21 protein-coding genes are annotated in these 22,023 nt (G+C 60.8%); 3 read left to right on the forward strand and 18 right to left on the reverse strand.

All coding sequences use genetic code 11. The annotated features are described in order from the left end of the window. Positions 1-22: 22 nt before the first annotated feature. Positions 23-1,537, reverse strand: a complete 1,515-nt coding sequence (ilvA, locus tag KI235_RS01370) for a threonine ammonia-lyase, biosynthetic (RefSeq protein WP_003196635.1) — start codon at positions 1,535-1,537, stop codon at positions 23-25. Positions 1,538-1,674: 137 nt separating this feature from the next. On the opposite strand from ilvA, the gene rpiA reads away from it, so the two are divergent. Then, positions 1,675-2,349 (forward strand): ribose-5-phosphate isomerase RpiA, encoded by a 675-nt coding sequence (gene rpiA / locus KI235_RS01375; protein ID WP_013692033.1) that lies wholly within the window; start codon positions 1,675-1,677, stop codon positions 2,347-2,349. Positions 2,350-2,506: 157 nt separating this feature from the next. On the opposite strand, the gene KI235_RS01380 is transcribed toward rpiA, so the two are convergent. The 4 genes from KI235_RS01380 to KI235_RS01395 all read right to left on the reverse strand — a co-directional run bounded on the left by KI235_RS01380 (position 2,507) and on the right by KI235_RS01395 (position 6,812). After that, a complete protein-coding gene (locus KI235_RS01380) occupies positions 2,507-3,421 on the reverse strand; it encodes an SdiA-regulated domain-containing protein (RefSeq protein ID WP_003196637.1) in 915 nt (304 codons plus the stop codon). 121 nt (positions 3,422-3,542) lie between these two features. After that, the gene (locus KI235_RS01385; RefSeq protein WP_003196638.1) at positions 3,543-4,475 is read right to left on the reverse strand and encodes an SdiA-regulated domain-containing protein; all 933 of its coding nucleotides are present in this window, start codon (positions 4,473-4,475) and stop codon (positions 3,543-3,545) included. 234 nt (positions 4,476-4,709) lie between these two features. Continuing rightward, positions 4,710-5,375 carry a fumarylacetoacetate hydrolase family protein gene (locus KI235_RS01390; RefSeq protein ID WP_003196639.1) on the reverse strand — a complete coding sequence of 222 codons (666 nt, stop codon included), beginning with the start codon at positions 5,373-5,375 and terminating at the stop codon, positions 4,710-4,712. A gap of 42 nt (positions 5,376-5,417) precedes the next feature. Then, entirely contained in the window at positions 5,418-6,812 is a 1,395-nt protein-coding gene (locus KI235_RS01395) for an FAD-binding oxidoreductase (RefSeq protein ID WP_003196640.1), read from the reverse strand. 205 nt (positions 6,813-7,017) lie between these two features. Here KI235_RS01395 and serA point away from each other — a divergent pair, with 205 nt between their 5' ends. Continuing rightward, on the forward strand, positions 7,018-8,247 hold the full coding sequence (gene serA, locus KI235_RS01400; protein WP_003186856.1) for a phosphoglycerate dehydrogenase: 1,230 nt from the start codon (positions 7,018-7,020) through the stop codon (positions 8,245-8,247). 116 nt (positions 8,248-8,363) lie between these two features. Here the strand turns inward: serA and KI235_RS01405 are convergent, their stop codons facing one another. Next, positions 8,364-8,789, reverse strand: a complete 426-nt coding sequence (locus KI235_RS01405; protein WP_003196642.1) for a DUF4399 domain-containing protein — start codon at positions 8,787-8,789, stop codon at positions 8,364-8,366. A gap of 133 nt (positions 8,790-8,922) precedes the next feature. Here KI235_RS01405 and KI235_RS01410 point away from each other — a divergent pair, with 133 nt between their 5' ends. Then, positions 8,923-9,489, forward strand: coding sequence for a transporter substrate-binding domain-containing protein (locus KI235_RS01410; protein ID WP_003196644.1), 567 nt, complete (start codon positions 8,923-8,925; stop codon positions 9,487-9,489). A gap of 83 nt (positions 9,490-9,572) precedes the next feature. On the opposite strand, the gene KI235_RS01415 is transcribed toward KI235_RS01410, so the two are convergent. The 12 genes from KI235_RS01415 to KI235_RS01470 all read right to left on the reverse strand — a co-directional run bounded on the left by KI235_RS01415 (position 9,573) and on the right by KI235_RS01470 (position 22,016). Then, positions 9,573-10,202, reverse strand: a complete 630-nt coding sequence (locus KI235_RS01415; RefSeq protein WP_003196646.1) for a class I SAM-dependent methyltransferase — start codon at positions 10,200-10,202, stop codon at positions 9,573-9,575. Between the two features lie 101 nt (positions 10,203-10,303). Then, positions 10,304-10,948 carry a methionine ABC transporter permease gene (locus KI235_RS01420; protein ID WP_003196648.1) on the reverse strand — a complete coding sequence of 215 codons (645 nt, stop codon included), beginning with the start codon at positions 10,946-10,948 and terminating at the stop codon, positions 10,304-10,306. Continuing rightward, positions 10,938-12,062, reverse strand: coding sequence for an ATP-binding cassette domain-containing protein (locus KI235_RS01425; protein ID WP_013692036.1), 1,125 nt, complete (start codon positions 12,060-12,062; stop codon positions 10,938-10,940). Before KI235_RS01425 ends, KI235_RS01420 begins: the two co-directional genes overlap by 11 nt. Before the next feature lies 1 nt (position 12,063). Then, a complete protein-coding gene (locus KI235_RS01430) occupies positions 12,064-12,873 on the reverse strand; it encodes a MetQ/NlpA family ABC transporter substrate-binding protein (RefSeq protein ID WP_003196652.1) in 810 nt (269 codons plus the stop codon). Positions 12,874-13,031: 158 nt separating this feature from the next. Then, positions 13,032-14,390: an LLM class flavin-dependent oxidoreductase gene (locus tag KI235_RS01435; protein ID WP_003196654.1), complete on the reverse strand. Its 1,359-nt coding sequence runs from the start codon at positions 14,388-14,390 to the stop codon at positions 13,032-13,034. After that, positions 14,390-15,583 carry an SfnB family sulfur acquisition oxidoreductase gene (locus KI235_RS01440; protein WP_003196655.1) on the reverse strand — a complete coding sequence of 398 codons (1,194 nt, stop codon included), beginning with the start codon at positions 15,581-15,583 and terminating at the stop codon, positions 14,390-14,392. Before KI235_RS01440 ends, KI235_RS01435 begins: the two co-directional genes overlap by 1 nt. A gap of 23 nt (positions 15,584-15,606) precedes the next feature. After that, complete coding sequence (locus KI235_RS01445; RefSeq protein WP_013692038.1) at positions 15,607-16,848, reverse strand: SfnB family sulfur acquisition oxidoreductase; 1,242 nt, start codon at positions 16,846-16,848, stop codon at positions 15,607-15,609. A gap of 420 nt (positions 16,849-17,268) precedes the next feature. Beyond that, on the reverse strand, positions 17,269-18,039 hold the full coding sequence (locus KI235_RS01450) for a hypothetical protein (protein ID WP_003196659.1): 771 nt from the start codon (positions 18,037-18,039) through the stop codon (positions 17,269-17,271). 446 nt (positions 18,040-18,485) lie between these two features. After that, positions 18,486-19,247: an L-cystine ABC transporter ATP-binding protein TcyN gene (gene tcyN, locus KI235_RS01455; RefSeq protein WP_003196662.1), complete on the reverse strand. Its 762-nt coding sequence runs from the start codon at positions 19,245-19,247 to the stop codon at positions 18,486-18,488. Between the two features lie 3 nt (positions 19,248-19,250). Further along, positions 19,251-19,916 carry a cystine ABC transporter permease gene (tcyL, locus tag KI235_RS01460; protein WP_003196663.1) on the reverse strand — a complete coding sequence of 222 codons (666 nt, stop codon included), beginning with the start codon at positions 19,914-19,916 and terminating at the stop codon, positions 19,251-19,253. Further along, positions 19,916-20,716 carry a cystine ABC transporter substrate-binding protein gene (gene tcyJ / locus KI235_RS01465; protein ID WP_003196665.1) on the reverse strand — a complete coding sequence of 267 codons (801 nt, stop codon included), beginning with the start codon at positions 20,714-20,716 and terminating at the stop codon, positions 19,916-19,918. The genes tcyL and tcyJ overlap by 1 nt, the downstream gene beginning before the upstream one ends. Before the next feature lie 301 nt (positions 20,717-21,017). Further along, a complete protein-coding gene (locus KI235_RS01470) occupies positions 21,018-22,016 on the reverse strand; it encodes a D-cysteine desulfhydrase (RefSeq protein WP_212795847.1) in 999 nt (332 codons plus the stop codon). Positions 22,017-22,023: the final 7 nt, after the last annotated feature.

Consider the following 22,023-nt stretch of genomic DNA (forward strand, 5'->3'; position numbering starts at 1 on the left):
CTCACAGCCTAGCCCGGCTTTATCAACCCAGGAACAGTTGGTAGGCCGGGTTATCGCTTTCATCCCAGTACGGGTAGCCGATTTCTTCCAGGGCGGCCGGCACCAGGTGGCGCTCATCGTGCGGCACCTGCAGCCCGGCGACCACACGGCCATCCGCCGCGCCATGGTTGCGGTAGTGGAACATCGAGATGTTCCAGCGCCCGCCCAGCTTGTTGAGGAAGTTGAACAGCGCACCCGGGCGTTCCGGGAATTCGAAGCGCAGTACCACTTCGTCGATGACATGTGCCGCATGTCCGCCGACCATGTGGCGAATGTGCAACTTGGCCAGTTCATTGTCGGTCAGGTCCAGCACCGGGAAGCCTTGTTCGGTCAGGCTGGCGATCAGCGCGCTGCGCGGGTCGTTTTCCGGGTGGGTCTGCACGCCGACGAAGATGTGCGCTTCGCTGCCAGTGTTGTAGCGATAGTTGAATTCGGTGATCTGGCGCTTGCCGACAGCTTCGCAGAACGCCTTGAAGCTGCCCGGCTTCTCGGGGATGGTCACGGCGATGATCGCTTCGCGGCCTTCGCCCAGTTCGGCGCGTTCGGCAACGTGGCGCAAGCGATCGAAGTTGACGTTGGCACCGGAGTCGATGGCCACCAGGGTCTGGCCGCTGATGCCCCGTGACTCGACGTATTTCTTGATCCCGGCCACGCCCAGGGCGCCGGCAGGTTCGGTGATCGAGCGGGTATCGTCGTAGATATCCTTGATGGCCGCGCAGATTTCGTCGGTGCTGACGGTGATGACTTCGTCCACGTAGTGCTTGCAGATATCGAAGGTGTGCTGGCCGATCTGTGCCACGGCGACGCCGTCGGCGAACAGCCCCACGGTCGGCAGGACCACGCGCTCGCCAGCGGCCATCGCCGCTTGCAGGCAATTGGAGTCGTCCGGCTCGACGCCGATGATCTTGATGTCCGGGCGCAGGTATTTCACGTAGGCCGCGATCCCGGCAATCAGCCCGCCACCGCCCACCGGGACGAAGATCGCATCCAGGCGTCCCGGGTGCTGGCGCAGGATTTCCATCGCCACGGTGCCCTGCCCGGCGATGGTGTGGGGATCGTCATACGGGTGGATGTAGACGTAGCCTTTTTCGTCGACCAGTTTCAGCGAATAGGCCAGGGCTTCGGGGAACGAGTCACCGTGCAGCACCACCTTGCCGCCACGTGAGCGCACGCCTTCGACCTTGATTTCCGGGGTGGTCTTGGGCATCACGATGGTGGCCTTGACGCCCAGCACCTTGGCCGCCAGGGCCAGGCCCTGGGCGTGGTTGCCTGCCGAAGCCGTGACCACGCCGCGTGCGCGCTCTTCGTCGCTGAGCTGGGTCAGCTTGTTGTAGGCCCCGCGAATCTTGAACGAGAACACCGGCTGCAAGTCTTCGCGCTTGAGCAAAATGCTGTTGCCCAGCCGCTCGGAGAGCTGGCGAGCGGTCTGCAGCGGGGTTTCTACGGCAACGTCGTAAACGCGCGAGGTGAGGATCTTTTTGACGTACTGTTCAAGCATCGGAAAGCATCACTGAGCGGGTTGGGCAGGGCCAAGGAGTCTAACCCGGCTTTTAGCTGGGCGACCACACGAATCCCAAGGTTTTGTTGGGTTATACTCGCGGCCCTCTTTACTTCCTGCCCGCTTTCGGAGCCCGCATGACCCAGGATCAACTCAAACAGGCCGTGGCCCAGGCCGCCGTCGACCTCATCCTCCCGAAGCTGGATGACAAGAGCGTCGTCGGGGTTGGCACCGGCTCTACGGCCAATTGCTTCATCGACGCGCTGGCGCAACACAAGGGCGCGTTCGACGGCGCGGTCGCCAGCTCCGAAGCAACCGCCGCGCGCCTCAAGGGCCACGGGATCCCGGTGTACGAGCTCAACACCGTGAGCGACCTGGAGTTCTACATCGACGGCGCCGACGAAAGCGACGCGCACCTGAACCTGATCAAGGGCGGTGGCGCGGCCCTGACTCGCGAGAAGATCGTCGCGGCCGTGGCCAAGACCTTCATCTGCATCGCCGACGCCAGCAAACTGGTGCCGGTGCTTGGCGCGTTCCCATTGCCAGTGGAAGTCATCCCGATGGCCCGCAGTCATGTGGCCCGCGAACTGGTGAAGCTGGGCGGCGACCCGGTGTATCGCGAAGGCGTGCTGACCGATAACGGCAACATCATCCTCGACGTGCACAACCTGCAGATCACCAACCCGGTGGAACTGGAAAGCCAGATCAACGCCATCGTGGGCGTGGTCACCAACGGTTTGTTCGCTGCACGGCCTGCGGATGTGCTGCTGCTAGGGACCCCTGAAGGGGTGAAGACCCTGCGGGCTGAATAAACCGGGCGATCAGTTATTGGATTCAACACCGGACCCTGTGGGAGCAAGCTTGCTCGCGATGGCGGTATGTCAGTCGATACCTTCATGGCTGATACACCGCTATCGCGAGCAAGCTCGCTCCCACATTGGGTTTTTGTGGTCGTTCAGGGTAAGTGGATCAAGGTTGTGACTTCTTGAACACGTAGAACAGATTCGGCTCGCTCACCAGATACAGGTTGCCATCGTCGTCCATGGCGAGGCCTTCGGCCTGGGGCACGGTTTTTTGCAGGCCCTGGCGGCCCTTGCTCAACGACAGCGTGCTCAATGGCCGGCCGTCGATATCCAATTCGATAATCAACCGCGACTCCTCGGACAGCGCCAGCAAATGGCCGCTGCGTTCGTCGTATTGCAGGCTTGAGAGGTCGCGCACGAACAACCCGGCATCGCGCTTGGGGTTGTTGATCACATGGACTGCATAGGACTTTTCCGGATTGTGGTGAGGAAACCCATGCACTTCATAAATCAGCATCGGGTCGCGTTCCTTCGCTACGAACAGGCGTTTGCCTACCGAATCGTAGGCGAGTCCTTCGAACCCCTTGTTGCCGCTCATATGCACGCCCAGGGTCATCTGTTCGGCTTCGGCGGCGTCGAGGAATTGGGTGTCGTCTTCCAGGCGAATCTTTATCAGCCGCTGCTGGCGCTCGTCGGTGATGACGTAGATGTCTTCGCTGATGAATTCCACTGCCTCCGGATCGCCAAAGCCGATCAGCGCAATGCGCCGCAGGATCTTGCCATCGAGTGACAGCTCGATCAGCTCGGAATTCTGGTTGGTAACTGTAAACAAGCTCTTGCGTACCGGATCGAACGTCAGCGCCGAAACGTCATCGTTCAGGCCTTCGATTACCTGCGCCTCGACTGTGACCTGGTATTGGTCCAGTGCGATGGCTTGCTCGTTGATGGGTTTGAAGAGGATGTTGACGTTGAACCAGGCGCGTTCGAACAGGCGCAGGTGCTGGCCGGCGGCGATCAGGAAGATCAGCGCCAGCGTCAGCAGCATCAGGATCAAGGGTTTTGGGCGGGCGAGTCGACGCATGTCAGGGTGGGCTCGGATAAGAACAGGTGCGTGGAAATACCACGGCTGCCTGAACTGAAGCTTAATGGCTGTGTGCCACACCCTACAACGAAGGAAGATTTATCCCGCAGAGTTAGTGCTGTCAGCGCTGTTTTTCGAAACGATAGAACAGATTCGGCTCGCTGACCATGTACAGATTGCCGGCCTCATCGACGGTGACGCCTTCGGCACGAGGGATTGTGTCTTTCAAGCCGTTGAAGCCGCCCAGCAAGGTCATGAAGCTGACCTGCTCGCCTTTTTCGTCCAGTTCCAGCAACAGATGCGAGTCGGCCGAAAGCACCAGCATGTGCCCGGTGCGCGGATCGATCGCCAGTGCCGAGAGATTGCGCAGGTCCAGTTCATTGCTGACATGGATCTGCTTGTCGCCCTTGAGCGACTGGCTGCCATCGCTTTTCCAGGTGAACAGCGCTGGCGGGCGTTCCTCTCCGAGCACCAGTTGCTGGTTGCGCGGGTCCCAGACGATCGCTTCGAACCCTTTGTTCTGGTTCTTGGATGGGCCGAGATCATAGTGGGGGAAGTCGGCGTTGTTCAGTTCGCGGGTATCGGCACCAACGTGGACGATGGTCAGCGTGTGATTGCGTTCGTCGGTGATCGCCAGCAGGCCGTTTTCCATATAAGCCACGCCCTCGGGGTTGCTCCAACCCACCAAGGGCATCTTGCGCAGCACATCGCCTTGCAGGGTCAGTTCCACCAGGAACGGGTTTTTGCCCATGACGGCGAACAGGGTCTTGGTCTGCGGGTTGTAAGTCACATCGGACGCCTCGTCCTTCTCCATGCCGGATAGTGGCTTGGCGTCGATCACGGCGCGGTAGTCTGGCAGCCAGATGCTCGCCTGGCGCTCGGCTGGGCTCTGGAAGCGTTCCGATAGCCAAAGCAGGCCGCGGTCGTCCCAATGCATCGCAAACGCCAGGCCATAGGCAGCGGCCACCGCCAGCAGCGACCAGGCATACCAGGGCAGGGCGAAGCGGGAGCGGCGGGCAGGTTTGGTGGCGGACAGTGCTTGGGGTTTGGCCATCGGGGAATGCGTTCCAGAAAATTCGGCTAGGGGAGTGGCTGGCTCAGATGCCGCATTCCCCGGAATTATCCGGATGGCATGTGAAAAAAACGGTAAATGGTGGGGTGGAACTCAACCCAGCCCTGTGGGAGCCGAGCTTGCTCGCGATAGCGGTGTATCAGCCAACATCAATGCTGGATGTGATGGCCTCATCGCGAGCAAGCTCGCTCCCACAGGGGGGCGCAGGTGTAGCCGTTAGCGAACGCTGCTTTCGAAGCGGCTCGCCCCCGGCAACTCCAGTACCAGCTCATCACCTGCATTCAACGGCCCGACGCCCGCCGGGGTGCCGGTGAGGATCACGTCGCCGGCCTGCAGCGAGAAGCAGCCGGCCATGTACTGGATCATCGGCACGATAGGGTTGAGCATCAGGCTGCTGTTGCCGTCCTGGCGCACTTCACCGTTGATGGTCAGGCGAACGGGGATGTCGGTCAGGTCGGCAAAGGTGCCGCTCGACACGAACGGTGCGAGCACCGCCGCGCCGTCGAAGGACTTGGCCACTTCCCACGGCAGGCCCTTGGCCTTGAGTTCGGCCTGCTTGTCCCGCAGGGTCAGGTCCAGGGCCGGGGCGAAGCCGGAGATCGCGTCCAGTACTTCTTCAACGCTGGGCTTGGTGGACAGCGGCTTGCCGATCAGCACGGCGATTTCCGCCTCGTAGTGCACCGAGCCACGGTCGGCAGGAATGCTGAAACCGCCTTCCAGCGGTACCACGCAACTGCCCGGCTTGATGAACAGCAAGGGTTCGGTGGGCACCGGGTTATCCAGTTCCTTTGCATGTTCGGCGTAGTTACGGCCAATGCACACCACTTTCCCTACCGGGAAATGAATACGTGTACCGTCGACATACTGGTGCTGATAGCTCATTACCGACTCCTGCTTCTGGGATTCATCAGGTGTTTTTAGGCGTCAAATCGCGAAAATCTTGCCCGGGTTCATGATGCCGTTCGGGTCGAATACCGCCTTCACCGCTTTCATGTACTCGATTTCCACAGGTGAACGACTATAGGTCAGGTAGTCGCGCTTGGTCATGCCCACGCCGTGTTCGGCGGAAATCGAGCCGTTGTACTTCTCGACGGTTTCAAAGACCCATTTGTTCACGGTCGCGCATTTGGCGAAGAACTCATCCTTGCTCAGGTTTTCCGGCTTGAGGATGTTCAAGTGCAAGTTGCCGTCGCCGATGTGGCCGAACCAGACAATTTCGAAGTCCGGGTAGTGTTCGCCGACGATCGCGTCGATTTCCCGCAAGAAACCCGGAACCTTGGAGACGGTTACCGAGATGTCGTTCTTGTACGGCGTCCAGTGGGAGATGGTTTCGGAGATGTATTCGCGCAGCTTCCACAGGTTCTGCAGCTGGGTTTCGCTCTGGCTCATCACGCCGTCCAGCACCCAGCCTTGCTCCACGCAATGCTCGAAGGTTTCCAGGGCGTGGTTGGCGACTTCTTCAGTGGTGGCTTCGAATTCCAGCAGGGCATAGAACGGGCACTCGGTTTCGAACGGTGCCGGCACGTCGCCGCGAGCGAGGACCTTGGCCAGGGCCTTGTCGGAGAAAAACTCGAAGGCGGTCAGGTCCAGCTTGCCCTGGAAGGCGTGCAGCACCGGCATGATCGAATCGAAGTCCGGTGTGCCGAGCACCATGGCGGTGAGGTTCTTCGGCGCACGGTCCAGGCGCATGGTGGCCTCGACCACGAAGCCCAGGGTGCCCTCGGCGCCGATGAACAGCTGCCGCAAGTCGTAGCCGGTGGCGTTCTTGATCAGGTCCTTGTTCAGCTCCAGCAGGTCACCCTTGCCGGTGACGACCTTCATGCCCGCCACCCAGTTGCGGGTCATGCCGTAGCGAATGACCTTGATCCCGCCGGCATTGGTGCCGATATTGCCGCCAATCTGGCTGGAACCGGCCGAAGCGAAGTCTACCGGGTAGTACAGGCCATGTTCTTCGGCCTTGTTCTGCAGTTGTTCGGTGACCACGCCAGGCTGGCAGACCGCGGTGCGGTCGGTGAGGTTCACGTCGAGCACCTGGTTCATGTAGTCGAACGACACGACCACTTCGCCGTTGGCGGCCACGGCTGCGGCGGAAAGCCCGGTACGTCCGCCCGATGGCACCAGCGCGATTTTGTGCGCGTTGGCCCAGCGCACGATGGCCTGGACCTGTTCGGTGGTCTTGGGGAAGACGATGGCCGAAGGTGCAGGGGCAAAATGCTTGGTCCAATCCTTGCCGTAAGCGTTCAGGGAGTCGGCATCGGTCAAGACCTTGCCAGGCTCAACCAGGGTCTTCAGCTCATCTATCACGGCAGGATTGGTCATCGACAGAACTCTCGAACAATTCATGGTCATCCTGAGAACGCTTCACGTCGCAGGAATGAGTGTTTAGCGGGGTGCATATGCTAGCATACCGACCCCGCAGCGTAGTGCCCAACGGCTGTTCTGCGGCGACGGCTGTCACGCCGGTCGGGCCAGCATGCGCTGTCCGATTCCCTGCCATTTTTCTCCGGGACACAGGTTTACGCAGATGAGCAAGACTTCTCTCGATAAGAGCAAGATCAAGTTCCTTCTTCTCGAAGGCGTCCACCAATCGGCTGTCGACGTCCTCAAGTCGGCGGGCTACACCAGCATCGAGTACATCACCAGTTCTCTGCCGGAAGCCCAGCTCAAGGAAAAGATCGCCGATGCTCACTTCATCGGCATTCGCTCCCGTACCCAATTGACCGAAGAGATCTTCGACCACGCCAAGAAACTGGTGGCGGTCGGCTGCTTCTGCATCGGCACCAACCAGGTTGACCTCAATGCGGCGCGCGAGCGCGGTATCGCGGTGTTCAACGCGCCGTACTCCAACACCCGTTCCGTTGCCGAACTGGTGCTGGCCGAAGCGATCCTGCTGCTGCGCGGCATCCCTGAGAAGAACGCTTCCTGCCACCGTGGTGGCTGGATCAAGAGCGCGGCCAACTCCTTCGAAATCCGCGGCAAGAAGCTGGGTATCGTTGGCTACGGCTCGATCGGCACCCAGTTGTCGGTATTGGCTGAAGGCCTTGGCATGCAGGTGTTCTTCTACGACACCGTGACCAAGCTGCCGCTGGGCAACGCTACCCAGGTCAACAATCTGCACGAGTTGCTGGGCATGTCCGACATCGTGACCCTGCACGTCCCGGAAACCGCTGCCACCCAGTGGATGATCGGCGAGAAGGAAATCCGTGCCATCAAGAAGGGCGGGATCCTGATCAACGCCGCGCGTGGCACCGTGGTCAAGCTCGACGCCCTGGCCGACGCGATCAAGGACAAGCACCTGATCGGCGCCGCCATCGACGTGTTCCCGGTGGAGCCACGCTCCAACGACGACATCTTCGAAAGCCCGCTGCGTGGCCTGGACAACGTGATCCTGACTCCGCACATCGGCGGTTCCACCGCTGAAGCCCAGGCCAACATCGGCCTGGAAGTGGCGGAAAAACTGGTCAAGTACAGCGACAACGGTACCTCGGTATCGTCCGTGAACTTCCCGGAAGTGGCTCTGCCGGCACACCCTGGCAAGCACCGTTTGCTGCACATCCACGAAAACATCCCGGGTGTGATGAGCGAGATCAACAAGGTCTTCGCCGAAAACGGCATCAACATTTCCGGTCAGTTCCTGCAGACCAACGAGAAAGTCGGCTACGTCGTGATCGACGTCGACGCCGAATACTCGGATCTGGCGCAAGAGAAGCTGCAGCACATCAACGGCACCATTCGTTGCCGCGTGTTGTTCTAAGCAGGCCTGGCTTGCAATTAAAAACGGGAGCCCCGAAAGGGCTCCCGTTTTTTATTGCCTGACACCGGGGGCAACATGAAACCCACAGGTGTTTGTGTTGCGTCAGCCGGTGCGTGTTATTTCACGTTGACAGTGATTTTCTCGGACACGATCGACGGATCGAACGGCATATGGCCGGTGTCGCCCAGGATCAATTGCAAGGTGTGCTTGCCCGGGGTCAGTTTGATGGTGGCCTGGGTTTGTGCCTTGCCGAAGTGCATGTGGTTGGCGTCGTTTGGAATCGGCGCGCCGGCGGCAGGCAGTTTGTCGACATCGATCAGCAAATGGTGGTGCCCGGTGTTTTTGGTCATATCGCCGGCCGGAGCCAGGGAGATATCCTTGACGCCGAACTTGACCGTGAATTCCTGGGCGACGGTGGCGCCGTCTGCCGGGGAAACGATGAACACTTCTGCACCTTTGGGCGCCGGGGTCGCGGCGGTTGCCAGCATCGAAGCGCCCAGTAACAGGCCGGTCAACGCGGCACGAGACATAAAGCTTTTCATTTTTTTCTCCAGTTTTTCCATGAAATCCGCCTGGCCATGACAACTTCATGACCAATCGTTGTCGAAGCCTGCAACAACCATAGCAAAGCGAGCCTGAAACGAGCGTCGCTTGTATAAATACAAAGGAGTGACCATGCGCTTTCTGCCTGGCCTGATTTGCCTGCTACCCCTTTTGAGTCCCCTGGCTCATGCCGAACTGATCGATGACATCAATGACCGTGGCGAACTGCGCATTGCCCTCGAGGCCAACACCGCGCCCTTCAACTTCAAGGAAGACGGCAAACTCACTGGTTTCGAAGTGGAACTGGGCGAAATGCTTGCCAGTGAGCTCGATGTACGCCCCGACTTCGTGGTCACCGATGCCGGCGACCTGATGAGCGGGGTGGAGAGCGGCAAGTACGACGTCGCCATCAACCACATAGCAATGACCCCGGAACTGGCGGAACGTTTCGACACCAGCGCCGTTTACAGCCATCCGGATGCACAACTGCTGGCGAGCAAGGATGAGACGCCACGCCCGTTGGTCATGGCGCAGTCATTCCAGCCAGAAAAAAAGAGCGAGCCGGCGCCGAGCCTGGTGATTCCGTTCCAGAAGGGCAACCCGGCGTTCAAGGCCAGCCTGGACAACGCCCTGGCGCGTATCAAGGATGACGGGCGGTTGGAGAAGTTGTCGCAGAAGTGGTTGGGTAAGCAGGAGTGAAGCCTTTCAGGCGATGAGGCCATGGCGCTTCATTGGCCAATACACCGCCATCGCGAGCAAGCTCGCGATGGCGTCTTCAAATGTTAAGCAGGTTTACGCCAGACACTCGCCAACCAAGGCTGTTGCTCCCGCGGCAGCCCAGCCGGTCGGTAGTAATGCTCCAGTTCCACGAAGCCTGCGTCGCCAAGCAACGTGCGCCAGGCCGCGAGGTCGTGGTAGGCGCCGAAGCGCTGGCCGTTCCAGCCCTCCTGGTTTTCGCCTCGCGGGTTTGAGCTGAACAGCGCGCCGCCGGGCTTGAGCGTGGCGTGCAGTTGCTTGAGCACTCGAGGCAGTTCCTGGACGGGCACATGAAACAGCACCGCGTTGGCGAAAATCCCGTCAAAGCGCTCGGCCGGCAGGTCGAGTTCCAGGAAGTCCTGTTGCCACACTTCACAGCCGCTGTCCTGGCGCGCCATCCGGGCAAACTTTTCTGAACCGTCGAGGCCGACCGCGACATGACCCATGGCCGTGAATGTGCGCAGGTCGCGCCCCGGGCCGCAGCCCAAATCCAGGATGTGCAGCGGTGCCTCGCCCTGGATATGGCGCAGCAAGGCGTCGATGTTCTGGCTGACATCGTGATCGCGGGTGCCTTCGCGAAAGCTTTCTGCCACGGCGTTGTAATGGCCCAGGGTCGTGGCGGTGATGGCGTGCAGGTCTTCGGTGGTGTGTTTCATGATTGGGGCTTGAGTGAGGAGCGTCAGGTGACTATACCGCAAGCCCGCTGGTCTGCCTGTGGGAGCAAGCTTTGCTCCCACAGGTCAACTGCTCCCCCCGGTCAGCGCTTGTTCAAGCCGCGTGCCAGGCGGTCGCCACCCAACTGGATCACTGCCACCAGCGCCACCAGCAACACGATCACCGTGAGCATGATCTGGCTGTCGAATCGCTGGTAGCCGTACCGGTAGGCGATGTCGCCCAGGCCGCCGGCACCGATCGCTCCGGCCATGGCCGAAGAGTTGATCATGGTCACCAAGGTGATGGTAAAACCGCCGACGATGCCCGGCAGCGCTTCGGGCAGCAATACATGCCAGACAATGTGCCAGCGTCGGCAACCCATGGCCTGGGCCGCTTCGATCAGACCATGGTCAACCTCCCGCAGGCTGACTTCGGCGATGCGGGCAAAGAACGGTGTGGCGGCGATGGTCAGCGGTACTACCGCTGCCCACACGCCATAGGTGGTACCGACGATCAGCCGGGTGAACGGGATCAACGCCACCATCAGAATCAGGAACGGTATCGAGCGGAACAGGTTCACGAACGCGCCCAGGGCTCGGTTCAAGACCGGCGCTTCATAGATCCCGCCCTTGCCGCTGGTCACCAGGATCACCGCCAGCGGGATGCCCGCCAACAACGCGATCAGCGACGACACGCCGACCATCAGGAACGTGTCGATGAAACCCTGCAACAGCCGATCAAACCACATAACCCAGCACCTCTACCCGTTGCGCCCAATTGCCCGCCCGTTGCCGCAGTTCCTCGGCGCCCCACGACGAACCGCTCACGGCCAGTAGCAATTGCCCCAGCCCGTGGCCCTGAATTCGCTCGATGCCGCCGTGCAGCAGTCGCACCCGTCCACCGAGGGCGCTGAACAAAGCGGCGAGATCCGGCTCTTCACGATCTATGCCGGTGAATTGCAGGCGCAGCACAATGGCGGCATCCGCCGATGCCGGCTGCGTCTGCAAGCGGTTTTGCAGTTCTTCCGGTATCGCGTGTTGCAACGGTGCCAGCAGTGTTCGACTGACCTCGTGTTGCGGGTTGCCAAACACTTCCCAGACCGGCCCCTGCTCGACGATCCGCCCTTGCTCAAGCACCACGACCCGGTCGCAGACTTCGCGAATCACCGCCATTTCATGGGTGATCAACACGATGGTCAGGCCCAACCGCTGGTTGATTTCGCGCAGCAGGCCGAGGATCGATTGTGTGGTCTCCGGGTCCAGGGCCGAGGTGGCTTCATCGCATAACAAAATCTGCGGGTCATGCACCAGCGCCCGGGCAATCCCCACCCGCTGTTTCTGCCCGCCCGAAAGTTGCGCCGGATAGGCCTTGTGCTTGCCTTGCAGGCCGACCAGTTCCAGCAGCTCGCGAACTTTGCGCTGGCGTTGCTCCTTGGGCACGCCGGCGACTTTCAGCGGCAGCTCAACGTTCTGCCACACGGTCTTGGCCGACATCAGGTTGAAGTGCTGGAAGATCATGCCGATGCGCCGACGCAGTTCCACCAGGCGGTCTTCATCGAACTCGCCGATGTCTATCTGATCGATCAACACCCGGCCACTGGTGGGTTGTTCGAGGCGGTTGATGGTGCGGATCAGCGACGACTTGCCGGCGCCGCTGCGGCCGATGATGCCGAACACCTCGCCGCGCTGGATCGCCAGGTCGATGCCTTGCAAGGCGGCCACCGGACCCTGGGCACCGTTATAGGTCTTGCCCAGGCCGATGAAGCGCACATGGGCACGGTTGAGCTCCGGATGCAGTTCGGTGTGTTCGGCGCTCTGGGGCGTGGGGGCTTCGTGTCGGAGTCGAGCGTTGACGGCGTTCATGTCAGCCTTCCCAACCGGCTTGGTAGAGCTTGCCGTGGGCCTTGTCCAGGGCGGCGCGCACGGCTGGCGAGTGTTGGTAGATGTCGACGAACTTGATCAGCCGTGGATCGTTTTTGCTCTTGGGCTGGATCACGAACTGAATCACGTATTCCTTGTGATCGAGGCCGTCGAACAGCAAGGCGGAGCTGGCGTCGAAGGTCTTGGCCAGGCGGATGTAGGCGGGATAACCCTGCACCAGGTCGGCGTCTTCATAAGCGCGCACCAACTGCACGGCTTCGACCTGCAGGATCTTGAGCTTCTTCGGGTTGGCGACGATGTCGTCTTCGGTGGCCTTGTAGCCGACGCCCGGCTTGAGGCTGATCAGTCCGGCCTTGGCCAACAGTTGCAGGCCGCGACCGCTGTTGATCGGGTCGTTGGCAATGGCGACGCTGGCACCTTCTGGCAGTTCGTCGAAGCTTTTGTATTTTTTCGAATAGAGGCCGACGTTGTTGATGATCCCCGGCGCAAAGGGCACCAGGTCGAACCCGGCTGCGGCCTTGGCATTTTCCAGGAACGGGATGTGCTGGAAGTAATTCACGTCGATATCGCCAGAGGCCAGGCTGACGTTGGGCGCGATCCAATCGCTGAACTCCACCAGCTCGACCTTCAAGCCTTGCTTGCCGGCTTCTTCGACGGCCGCTTCCAGGGGAATGGCGAACGCGGCGGTGGTGCCGATTTTCAACGGCGCATCGGCGGCAAACAGCGCCGAGCTGAACAGGCCGAGGGCCAGGGCCAGGGTTTTGACTGGCAGGGTCAGGAAGTGCTTGGTCATGTCAGTTATTCCAGTCATTTAGGAGGAGGTGCATATTTTTTGGCGAACAGAGCTATGTGGGAGCAAGGCTTGCCCGCGATGAAGTTGATGCGGTCTCTCAAAAAGCGAGGTGTCTGCATCGCGAGCAAGCTTTGCTCCCACAGTGCCTTGCTCCCACGTCAGTGCCGGTAAGTCGAACCGGTGTGTTGCTTGGGGAGATGGGCCTGTGCGTGAAACAGTTTTTCGCGCAGGGTGCCGTTGTCGTATTCGGTCTTGTATGAGCCGCGTCGCTGCAACTCGGGGACCACCAGATCGATGAAGTCCACGTAGCTTTGCGGCGTGACGATGCGGGTCAGGTTGAAGCCATCGAGGCCGGTTTCGGCGATCCAGGACTCCAACTCGTCGGCCACTTGTTCGGGCGAACCGACCACCGTGATGTAGCGACCGCCCAGGGCGTGTTGCTCGAGCAATTTGCGCCGGGTCCAGTCGTTGTTCTGCAAGGTCTTGGTGGCGGACTGGATGGCGTTGCTCTTGACGTACTGGATCGGTTCGTCCAGTTCGTACTGGGAAAAATCGATCCCCGTCGATGCGGAAAAATGCGCCACGCCAGCCTCGGCGCTGGCGTAGCTCAGGTACTCGGCATGCTTGGCCCAGGCGGCCGCTTCGGTCTCGCCGACGATCACGTTCAGGCCCATGAACACCTTGATGTCCCCGGGGTTGCGCCCGGCCTCTACGGCGCTGGCGCGGACCTTGTCCACCTGGGCCTTGGTCGCCGGTTTACTCTGGCCGCTGATGAACACGCACTCGGCATGCCGACCGGCGAACAGCAGGCCGCGCTCGGAACTGCCGGCCTGGAACAGCACCGGTGTGCGCTGGGGCGAGGGTTCGCACAGGTGATAGCCCTCGACCTGGTAGAACTCGCCCTGGTGCCGGACCTTGTGCACTTTTTCCGGCCGGGCATAGATCCGCTGCACGCGGTCATTGAGCACCGCGTCGTTTTCCCAACTGCCCTCCCACAGTTTGTAGAGCACTTGCAGGTATTCGTCGGCCTGGTCGTAGCGGCGGTCATGCTCGACTTGCGCGGTCAGGCCCATGGCCTTGGCGGCGCTGTCCAGGTAGCCGGTGACGATGTTCCAGCCGACTCGGCCGCGACTCAGGTGGTCGAGGGTGCTCATGCGTCGGGCGAACAGGTAGGGCGGTTCGTAGGTCAGGTTGGCGGTGAGACCGAAACCGAGGTTTTTCGTCACGGCGGCCATCGCGGACACCAGCAGCAACGGGTCGTTGACCGGCAGCTGGATCGACTCCTTGAGCGTGACGTCCACCGACTGTTGGTACACGTCATAGACCCCGACGATGTCGGCGATGAACAACCCGTCGAACAATCCGCGCTCGAGCAATTGCGCCAGGGCGGTCCAGTATTCGATCGTATTGAACTGGGTCGACGTGTCCTGGGGATGGGTCCACAGGCCGTGATTGATGTGCCCGATGCAGTTCATGTTGAACGCGTTGAGCAGGATCTTTTTCTTGCCGGCCGCCATCAGATGGTCCCCCGCAGCGGCGGTTTTTCATCGTTGAGGTAGAAGTTGCCCACCGCGTGGTATTTCCAGCGCACCGGGTCATGCAGGGTGTGCACCCGGGCGTTGCGCCAGTGGCGGTCGAGGCCATGTTCGGCCAGGGTCGCCTGGCTGCCGGCCAACTCGAACAGCGTGCTGCCGGCGGCCAGGGAAATCTCGGTGCTGATGGCGCGGGCCTCGGCCACGGCAATCGAGGCAGCGGCGACTGTGTCGGCCCGGGTGTCGGCCTGTGCTCGGTCGAGAAACTCACCAGCGCGCTCCAAGAGGGCTTCGGCGGCGTGCAGGCGGATGCTTAGTTGGCCGAAACTCTTGAGGGTGTGCGGGTCTTCTGTGGCGACGTCGCTGGTGGCGTCGATCCAGGGGCGGGTTTTATTGCGGACAAAATGCAGGGCGTCTTCGTAGGCGGCGCGGGCGATGCCGGTGTCGATGGCGGCGTGAAGAATCTGCGCCAGCGGCCCTACCGGTGTGGGGCGTTCGAAGGCGCTCTGGAAGGGCACGATGTCGGCGGCGGCGACATACACGTCTTCGAACACCACCGAACCACTGCCCGTGGTGCGCTGGCCAAAACCGCTCCAGTCGTCGATCACCGTCAGGCCTTGGCTGCTGCGAGGGACGAACGCCAGTTGTTGCACGCCGTTTTCGTCCACCACCGATGTGGGGATGCGCTGGGCGTAGATCGCGCCCGTGGCGTAGAACTTGCGACCGTTGATGCGATAGCCCTCGCCGTCGCGGCGCAGTTGGGTGATGCGGTCATGGGCAGTCTTGGTGCCAAGTTCGGCCAGGGCATTACCAAAGCGCTGGCCGGCGAGTACTTCGGCGTACAAGCGTTGTCTTTGCGCTTCAGTGCCGTTTACCCGCAGCACTTCCAGGGCATAGAAATGATTTTGCGGAATTTGCCCCAGCGAGCCGTCGGCCTGAGAAATCAGCGCGATGACTTTGGCCAGGGTGACGTTGGAAACACCGGCGCCGCCATAGGCCTTGGGCACGCTGATGCCCCACAGGCCCGAGCGGGAGAAAGCCTCCAGTTCCGGGTACGGCAGGCGGCGCTCGCGGTCGCGCAGGGCGCTGTCGCGCTTGAAGTCATCGGCCAGGTCGCTGGCCACGATCAGGGCTTGTTCATCGCTGGTGATCACCGCGACGTGTTGAGAAAACGTCATGTACTGCTCCAGAGGTCGGGTCGTCAGATCCAGGAATGGCGGGCCGGCAAGGTGCCGTTCAGGTGGTAGGCGCCTACCGCGTGATACTTCCAGCGCACCGGGTCGTGCAGGGTGTGGACCCGTGCGTTGCGCCAGTGGCGATCGAGGTTGAATTCGGCGAGGGTGGCGCGGCTGCCGGCCAGCTCGAAGAGTTTTTCGCTGGCTTGCAGGGCGATCTCGGTGGTGAGCACTTTGGCCTCGGCCACGGCAATCGAGGCGCGGGCGGCCGATTGCGCCGTGATGGGGGCGGCACTGACCTGATCCAGCACCTGTCCGGCCTTGCGCAGCAAGGCTTCGGCGGCGTGCAGTTCGATTTTCAGTTTGCCAATGTCGGCGATCACGTAGAGGTCGTCACTGGCTCGCTCGACCTTGGCGTCGACCCAGGGCCGGGCTCGTTCACGGACGAAGGCGATGGCGTCGTCAATGGCGCCACGGGCGATACCCGCATCGATGGCGGCCTGGATCAGTTGGGAAATCGCGCCTTGCACACCGGGTGTTTCGTTGATGCGCCAGTTATCCAGGACCAACTCGGTATCCACCCGCACATTGTTCAGCAGCACGGTGCCGCTGGCGGTGGTGCGCTGGCCGAACCCCGACCAGTCGTCGACGATCCGCAGGCCCGGGGTGCCGCGCCGCACGAACGCCAGCACCTGCCGGCCCTCGTCATTCAGCGCCTTGACCGCGACCCAATGGGCAAACAGCGCGCCGGTGGAATAGAACTTCTGGCCATTGATGACAAATCCGTCACCGTCGGCGGTGATCCGAGCCTTGAGCTCAAGGGTATTGCGAGTACCGCGTTCCGGCCCGGCGTTGCCGATGCGCCAACCTTCGAGCACGCTCTGCAAGAGGATTTTTTTCTGCCGTTCGGTGCCGGTGCCGAGAATCAGTTGGAGCACGCCGAACTGGTTTTGCGGGATCTGCCCGAGGGCGGGATCAGCGGCGGAGATGATCGCGAAGACGTCGGCCAGTGTGACGAACGAAACCTGCGGGCCGCCGTATGCCCGGGGGATGGCGATGCTGCCCAATCCGCTGCGGGTGAATAGCTCGATTTCTGCCCAGGGCAGTTTGCGTTGCTGGTCACGACGCGCGGCCTGCTGACGGGCGACCTGCGCCAGTTCATGGGCAGCTTTGATGGTCTCGGCATCGTTGCGCAACACCTGTGCGGGCAACAACAGCGGTGCGATGTCCAGGTCGCTCTGGACTTTTGCTTGCGCCAGATCCGACATTACAGCCACTCCGTGGCTGCTGGCAGTGCCCTGGCGTATTGCCCTGGGGTGATTGTGTTCCGTTCCATACCCACCTCACATCTCAAGAAACGCCGCGATGAATGCGGCGAGCAAAAATCAAGAATGTCCGGTGGTCCGGTTCATATACCCTAAGCGTGTATAAATTATTTTTGAACTAACTTTTAGGAATATGTATAGGTTGGATTTAGATGGGCGGCTGTACGCTCACTTGGGGCGAAGCGGCTTTTGTGGTGAGGGAGCTTGCTCCCGCTATGTGGGAGCAAGGCTTGCCCGCGATGGACGCGATGCGGTCTTGCAGAATCGAGGCGCCTGTTTCGCGAGCAAGCTTTGCTCCCACAGCCCAAGCGGGAGCAAGCTCCCTCGCCCACAAAAGCGTCCCTCGCAAAAGTGTCTCTCGTATCAAGGCCTTTTGCGGTGCGGTTCGGCCGCCATGAGGGCTTCTTTCGGCGGTTTTTTCAGGTACGGATTGGCGCAACCGATCTTCAATGTCCGTGGCGGTGCCCAGTGGGAGTTGTTGCCCACACGGTCGAGGATGCAGTAGGTCACTTCCAGGCGCAGGTCTTCTCCTGCCTCCAGGATGATCTGCGGCGGGACCCAGATATTGATTGGCTGGCCGACCTCGCTGGCGGTGACGGCAGGCAGGTCCATGCGCACATCGCCCCAGCGCAGGGTCACGGCATCGCCGGCGGCCATGTTCAGGTAGGGCTCGATGGTCAGCGGTACGCCGCGCTTGATCTGGTTGGGGTTCACCCCTTGGCGTCGGATAGTGCCGGGAATGCGCACTGGCGCCAGGCCCTGGTTTTCATCGCCGCTCAGGGCCGACGGCTGTCCGCCGGGGCAATCGAGCTTCGCATGTACCCGTTGCTTGGCGGATAGCGCCGGCCCACGCCCGACCTGCATCACCCGATAGTGAATGCGCGACGCTCCATCGACGATAAAACTCTCCGGGACCCGCAGGGTGACGCTGTCTTGCACATCGGCCTGCGACAACAGGCGCGAGCCGACGTAGCAGTTGTCCCAGAACAGTTCGATCAGGTCACCTGCGTCCATACCAGGGTAGGGCGCAATGGCAACCTCCAGGTGAGCGGCGTTGGCGATATTGATGCCGGTAGGGTGGGCATTGGCCAGGGTGGGGGCGGCCAGTTCAGGACTCTTCGACTTACATGTCATGGTGTTCTCCTTGATGCTTGAAAACGAAGTCCGTTTGATCAAAGGCGCTTGATAATCGCGACATATTTATTTGTGCAGTCATAGAGGCTGGCTACGTTTAGTCACTGCGCAGAACTAAAATAATGTGCGTCGCCTATTGCTCACTAGATAAGGTCTCAGTAGTTTCAGTGTCAATAGAGGAACTTGCTTAATAATTAATTGTGAAAGGCTTCAGAAATATCCTACGCGGCAAAGTTAATAATACGCGGCGCCGCCCGCCTTTTTCCTAGGCTTGCCAGTTTTCAAAAAAATGGATGCGCAAGGGCACTGGAGACTGAAGTGGAAAGACACTTGGGTGACGGGGAGTGTTACGAGAAGTTGTATATCCCGCACATGAAAACAGTGCGAGTTGTTTCTTTTGCAGCGGTCTCACTTCCTTCCCTGGAAGTGATAATGCTAAGAATAACTTACTGGGCGCCGTGCCCGGCGGAAAGGAACTTGCTGAGGAACTGTCGCGTGCGTTCTTCCTTGGGGGCTGCAAACAAGGCCTTGGCTTCGCCTTGTTCGACGATCACGCCTTTGTCGAAAAACACCACGCGGTTGGCCACGTCCCGGGCGAAGCCCATTTCGTGGGTCACGATGACCATGGTGCGTTTTTCTTCGGCCAAGCCGCGAATGGTTGCCAGCACCTCGCCCACCAGTTCCGGATCGAGGGCCGAAGTCGGTTCGTCAAACAGGATCACTGCCGGTTCCATCGCCAACGCCCGGGCAATCGCCACGCGCTGTTGCTGGCCGCCGGAAAGACGCCGTGGGTAGGCGTCCTCCTTGCCGGCCAAGCCGACCTTGGCCAAGAGCTTGCGCCCCAGGGCTTCGGCTTCGGCGCGAGGGATTTTCTTCACCACCTGCGGGCCTTCAGTGACATTTTCCAATGCGGTGCGATGGGGAAACAGGTTGAAGTTCTGGAACACGAAGCCCACCTGCTGGCGCAAACGGCGCACCAGGCCCTGTTGCTGGTTCAGCGGGCGACTGCCATCGATCTCGATGTCGCCGACCTTGATCCGGCCGCTGGTAGGCTCTTCGAGGAAGTTCAAGCAGCGCAGGAAGGTGGTCTTGCCCGAGCCGCTGGGGCCGATGATCGCAACCACTTCGCCTTCTTCGATCTTCAAGTCGATGCCGTTGAGCACCACCTGGCCCTTGAACTGCTTTGTCAGTTTTTCCACGACAATCATGGGTCAGGACTCCTGGTCATGCCGATTGACCCGGGCTTCCAGGACGTTCTGCAGGTGCGAGAGCACGCTGGCCAGAACCCAATAGATCAGCGCGGCGGCAAGGTACATGGTGAAGATTTCGAAGGTCCGCGCGGTGATCAACTGCGCCTGGCGGAACAGCTCCGGTACCTGGATAGTCGCCGCCAGCGCGGTGTCCTTGACCAGGGAAATGAAGCTGTTGCCCAACGGTGGCAGGGCCGTGCGTGCGGCTTGCGGCAGGATGGCTCGGCGCAGGGTCTGGGCGCGGGTCATGCCGATGCTTGCCGCCGCTTCCCACTGGCCGCGCTCGATGGAGCTGATGGCGGCCCGCAGGATTTCACACGCGTAGGCGGCCATGTTCAGCGAGAAACCGATCAGGGCCGCCGGTAGCGGATCCAGCTCGATGCCCAGTTGCGGCAATCCGTAATAGATCACGAATAGCTGCACCAGCAACGGCGTGCCGCGAAAGAACGACACGTAGATGCGGGCGATCCAGTTCACCAGTTTGAAGCGCGACAGGCGCATCAGCGCCAGGCCGAACCCCAGCAGCAAGCCGAAAAACATACCGCCCAGGCTGAGGAAGACCGTGTAATACGCGCCCTTGAGCAGGAAGGGCGCGGAGTCCAGTGCGAGTTGAAGAGCAGCTTCCATTATTGGGTAACGTCAGCGCTGAAGTATTTTTCCGAAAGCTTTTTCAGCGTACCGTCGGCGCGCAGTTTTTCGATGGCCTTGTTTACGGCTGCCAACAGCTCAGGCTCGCCTTTGCGCAGGGCAATACCGGACTCCTGGCGCGAAAAGGCTTCGCTGGTGACGGTGGTGTCCTTGGCTTTCTTGGCGTATTCCAGTGCGGCCAGGCGGTCGATCAGGATGGTGTCGATACGACCGACGCGCAGGTCCTGGAACTTGGTTGGGTCGTCATCGTAGGTTTTGACTTGGGCGCCCGGTACTTCTGCCTTGACCCACTGTTCGTAGTTGGTGCCCAGGCCCACGCCGACTTTTTTACCATCCAGGTCGGCGGCCTTCTTGATGTTCAGCTCGTCGGCTTTCTTGGTCAGTACCAGCGCTTGAATCCCGGAAACGGTGTACGGCTCGGAGAAATCGTACTTTTTCTTGCGTTCCTCGGAGATGGTCACCTGGTTGACCACTGCGTCCAGACGCTTGGACTCCAGGGCCGCGAGAATGCCGGCCCATGGGGTCGTCTGCAGCTTGACCTTCACCCCCAGTTCCTTGGCCAGGGCTTCGGAGAACTCCACTTCGAAGCCGGTCAGTTTGCCGCTGTCATCGACGAAACTGAACGGTGGATAAGTGCCTTCCAGGCCGATCTTGATTTCGCCGGCATCCTTGATTTTCTGCAGCTGCTCACCGGCAACTGCTTGCCCCAACAACCCGGCGCTCAATGCCAGGCCCAGCGAACCTACCAACAGGTTGCGACGTAATGCGGAAAAATTCATGACAAGCCCCTGTGTTTTCTTATGAAGAGGTTATTTTGGCTGAGATAAGGCGTAGCCGCGATCCGAAAAGATTGCCACATCCTGCCTTAAAGCAGCTTGGGCGTCTCGCGGCAAATGTGCCTGCGGCGAGACTATAGGATGGCTTTTATAGATTGGAAAATAATATTAAACAAAGCGCATATGTCTATTTGGAATGACTGCTTGTGGGAGCGAGCTTGCTCGCGATCACGGTGGATCAGCCGAAATTTATGCAGCTGACATACCGCTATCGCGAGCAAGCTCGCTCCCACAGAAGTCTCCACTAAGCCTGGAGCGCCGCGCTGTAGGCAAACAACGCCGGTGCGCCGCCGGTGTGCAGGAAGATGATCGGACCTTCGTCGAAACGGTCGCGACCCATGCCGTCGAGCAGGCCGGCCATGGCCTTGCCGGTGTAGACCGGATCGAGCAGCAGCCCTTCCTGGCTGGCCAGCAGCTTGACCGCCGCCAGTGTCCCGGCGTTGGGTTCGCCGTAGCGGGGGGCGAAATATTCGTCCCACAGGTTCACTTTGAACGCCTCCGGAAGGGCGACTTCGAGCAACGCTGCCGTGCGCTCGGTCAGGCCCTGGACCTTTGGAAACTGGTCCTCCTCGCTGCGCGAGACCGTGACGCCGATGACAGGCAGCGCCGGCAGGGCTTCGCTCAGCGCCAGCGCCAGGCCGCTGTGGGTGCCGGCACTGCCCGAGGCCAGTACCACGGCGGCGAATTCAATCCCGGTGTCCTTGATCTGCTCGGCCAGTTCCAGGCCGGCGCGCACATAACCCAGCGCGCCCAAGGCGTTCGAACCTCCAATCGGCACCAGGTAGGGTTTTTTCCCGTTGCTGCGCAGGCGACCGGCCAGGGCCTGCAGCTGCTCATCGGCGTTGTCCAGGTTGTCCACCAACTCGACCTTGGCGTCGAACAATTCCAGCAGCAGCCGGTTGCCGTTACCCAGGTAATCGCTGTCTTCGGTGCCGATGGGGTTTTCCAGCAAGGCCACGCAGCCCAGGCCCAGCTTTGCGGCGAGGGCAGCGGTCTGGCGTACATGGTTGGACTGGATCGCCCCGGCGGTGATGAGGGTATCGGCGCCTTGGGCGATGGCATCGGCGGCCAGGTATTCGAGCTTGCGCAGTTTGTTGCCGCCCATGGCCAGGGGCGTCAGGTCGTCACGCTTGATATAGACGTCCCGGCCGAGCCAGGTGGAGAGGCGGTCGAGTTTTTCCAGTGGTGTCGGATGGCCGAGCAGGTCGAGACGGTTAAAGCGAGACAGCTGTTCTTTGATCATGGGTCCG

It is taken from the genome of Pseudomonas sp. St386 (assembly GCF_018325865.1).
Taxonomy (GTDB): domain Bacteria; phylum Pseudomonadota; class Gammaproteobacteria; order Pseudomonadales; family Pseudomonadaceae; genus Aquipseudomonas; species Aquipseudomonas brassicacearum.

What these genes read in the sequence shown, in the direction of transcription:
- serA (WP_003186856.1), top strand. Translation starts at nt 7,018, where the DNA reads ATGAGCAAGACTTCTCTCGATAAGAGCAAGATCAAGTTCCTTCTTCTC.
- KI235_RS01410 (WP_003196644.1), top strand. Translation starts at nt 8,923, where the DNA reads ATGCGCTTTCTGCCTGGCCTGATTTGCCTGCTACCCCTTTTGAGTCCC.
- KI235_RS01450 (WP_003196659.1), bottom strand. Translation starts at nt 18,039, where the DNA reads ATGACATGTAAGTCGAAGAGTCCTGAACTGGCCGCCCCCACCCTGGCC.
- KI235_RS01385 (WP_003196638.1), bottom strand. Translation starts at nt 4,475, where the DNA reads ATGGCCAAACCCCAAGCACTGTCCGCCACCAAACCTGCCCGCCGCTCC.
- KI235_RS01425 (WP_013692036.1), bottom strand. Translation starts at nt 12,062, where the DNA reads ATGAACGCCGTCAACGCTCGACTCCGACACGAAGCCCCCACGCCCCAG.
- KI235_RS01470 (WP_212795847.1), bottom strand. Translation starts at nt 22,016, where the DNA reads ATGATCAAAGAACAGCTGTCTCGCTTTAACCGTCTCGACCTGCTCGGC.
- KI235_RS01415 (WP_003196646.1), bottom strand. Translation starts at nt 10,202, where the DNA reads ATGAAACACACCACCGAAGACCTGCACGCCATCACCGCCACGACCCTG.
- tcyJ (WP_003196665.1), bottom strand. Translation starts at nt 20,716, where the DNA reads ATGAATTTTTCCGCATTACGTCGCAACCTGTTGGTAGGTTCGCTGGGC.
- KI235_RS01420 (WP_003196648.1), bottom strand. Translation starts at nt 10,948, where the DNA reads ATGTGGTTTGATCGGCTGTTGCAGGGTTTCATCGACACGTTCCTGATG.
- KI235_RS01380 (WP_003196637.1), bottom strand. Translation starts at nt 3,421, where the DNA reads ATGCGTCGACTCGCCCGCCCAAAACCCTTGATCCTGATGCTGCTGACG.
- KI235_RS01435 (WP_003196654.1), bottom strand. Translation starts at nt 14,390, where the DNA reads ATGGCGGCCGGCAAGAAAAAGATCCTGCTCAACGCGTTCAACATGAAC.
- KI235_RS01445 (WP_013692038.1), bottom strand. Translation starts at nt 16,848, where the DNA reads ATGTCGGATCTGGCGCAAGCAAAAGTCCAGAGCGACCTGGACATCGCA.
- KI235_RS01395 (WP_003196640.1), bottom strand. Translation starts at nt 6,812, where the DNA reads ATGACCAATCCTGCCGTGATAGATGAGCTGAAGACCCTGGTTGAGCCT.
- tcyN (WP_003196662.1), bottom strand. Translation starts at nt 19,247, where the DNA reads ATGATTGTCGTGGAAAAACTGACAAAGCAGTTCAAGGGCCAGGTGGTG.
- KI235_RS01405 (WP_003196642.1), bottom strand. Translation starts at nt 8,789, where the DNA reads ATGAAAAGCTTTATGTCTCGTGCCGCGTTGACCGGCCTGTTACTGGGC.
- KI235_RS01440 (WP_003196655.1), bottom strand. Translation starts at nt 15,583, where the DNA reads ATGACGTTTTCTCAACACGTCGCGGTGATCACCAGCGATGAACAAGCC.
- ilvA (WP_003196635.1), bottom strand. Translation starts at nt 1,537, where the DNA reads ATGCTTGAACAGTACGTCAAAAAGATCCTCACCTCGCGCGTTTACGAC.
- tcyL (WP_003196663.1), bottom strand. Translation starts at nt 19,916, where the DNA reads ATGGAAGCTGCTCTTCAACTCGCACTGGACTCCGCGCCCTTCCTGCTC.
- KI235_RS01390 (WP_003196639.1), bottom strand. Translation starts at nt 5,375, where the DNA reads ATGAGCTATCAGCACCAGTATGTCGACGGTACACGTATTCATTTCCCG.
- rpiA (WP_013692033.1), top strand. Translation starts at nt 1,675, where the DNA reads ATGACCCAGGATCAACTCAAACAGGCCGTGGCCCAGGCCGCCGTCGAC.
- KI235_RS01430 (WP_003196652.1), bottom strand. Translation starts at nt 12,873, where the DNA reads ATGACCAAGCACTTCCTGACCCTGCCAGTCAAAACCCTGGCCCTGGCC.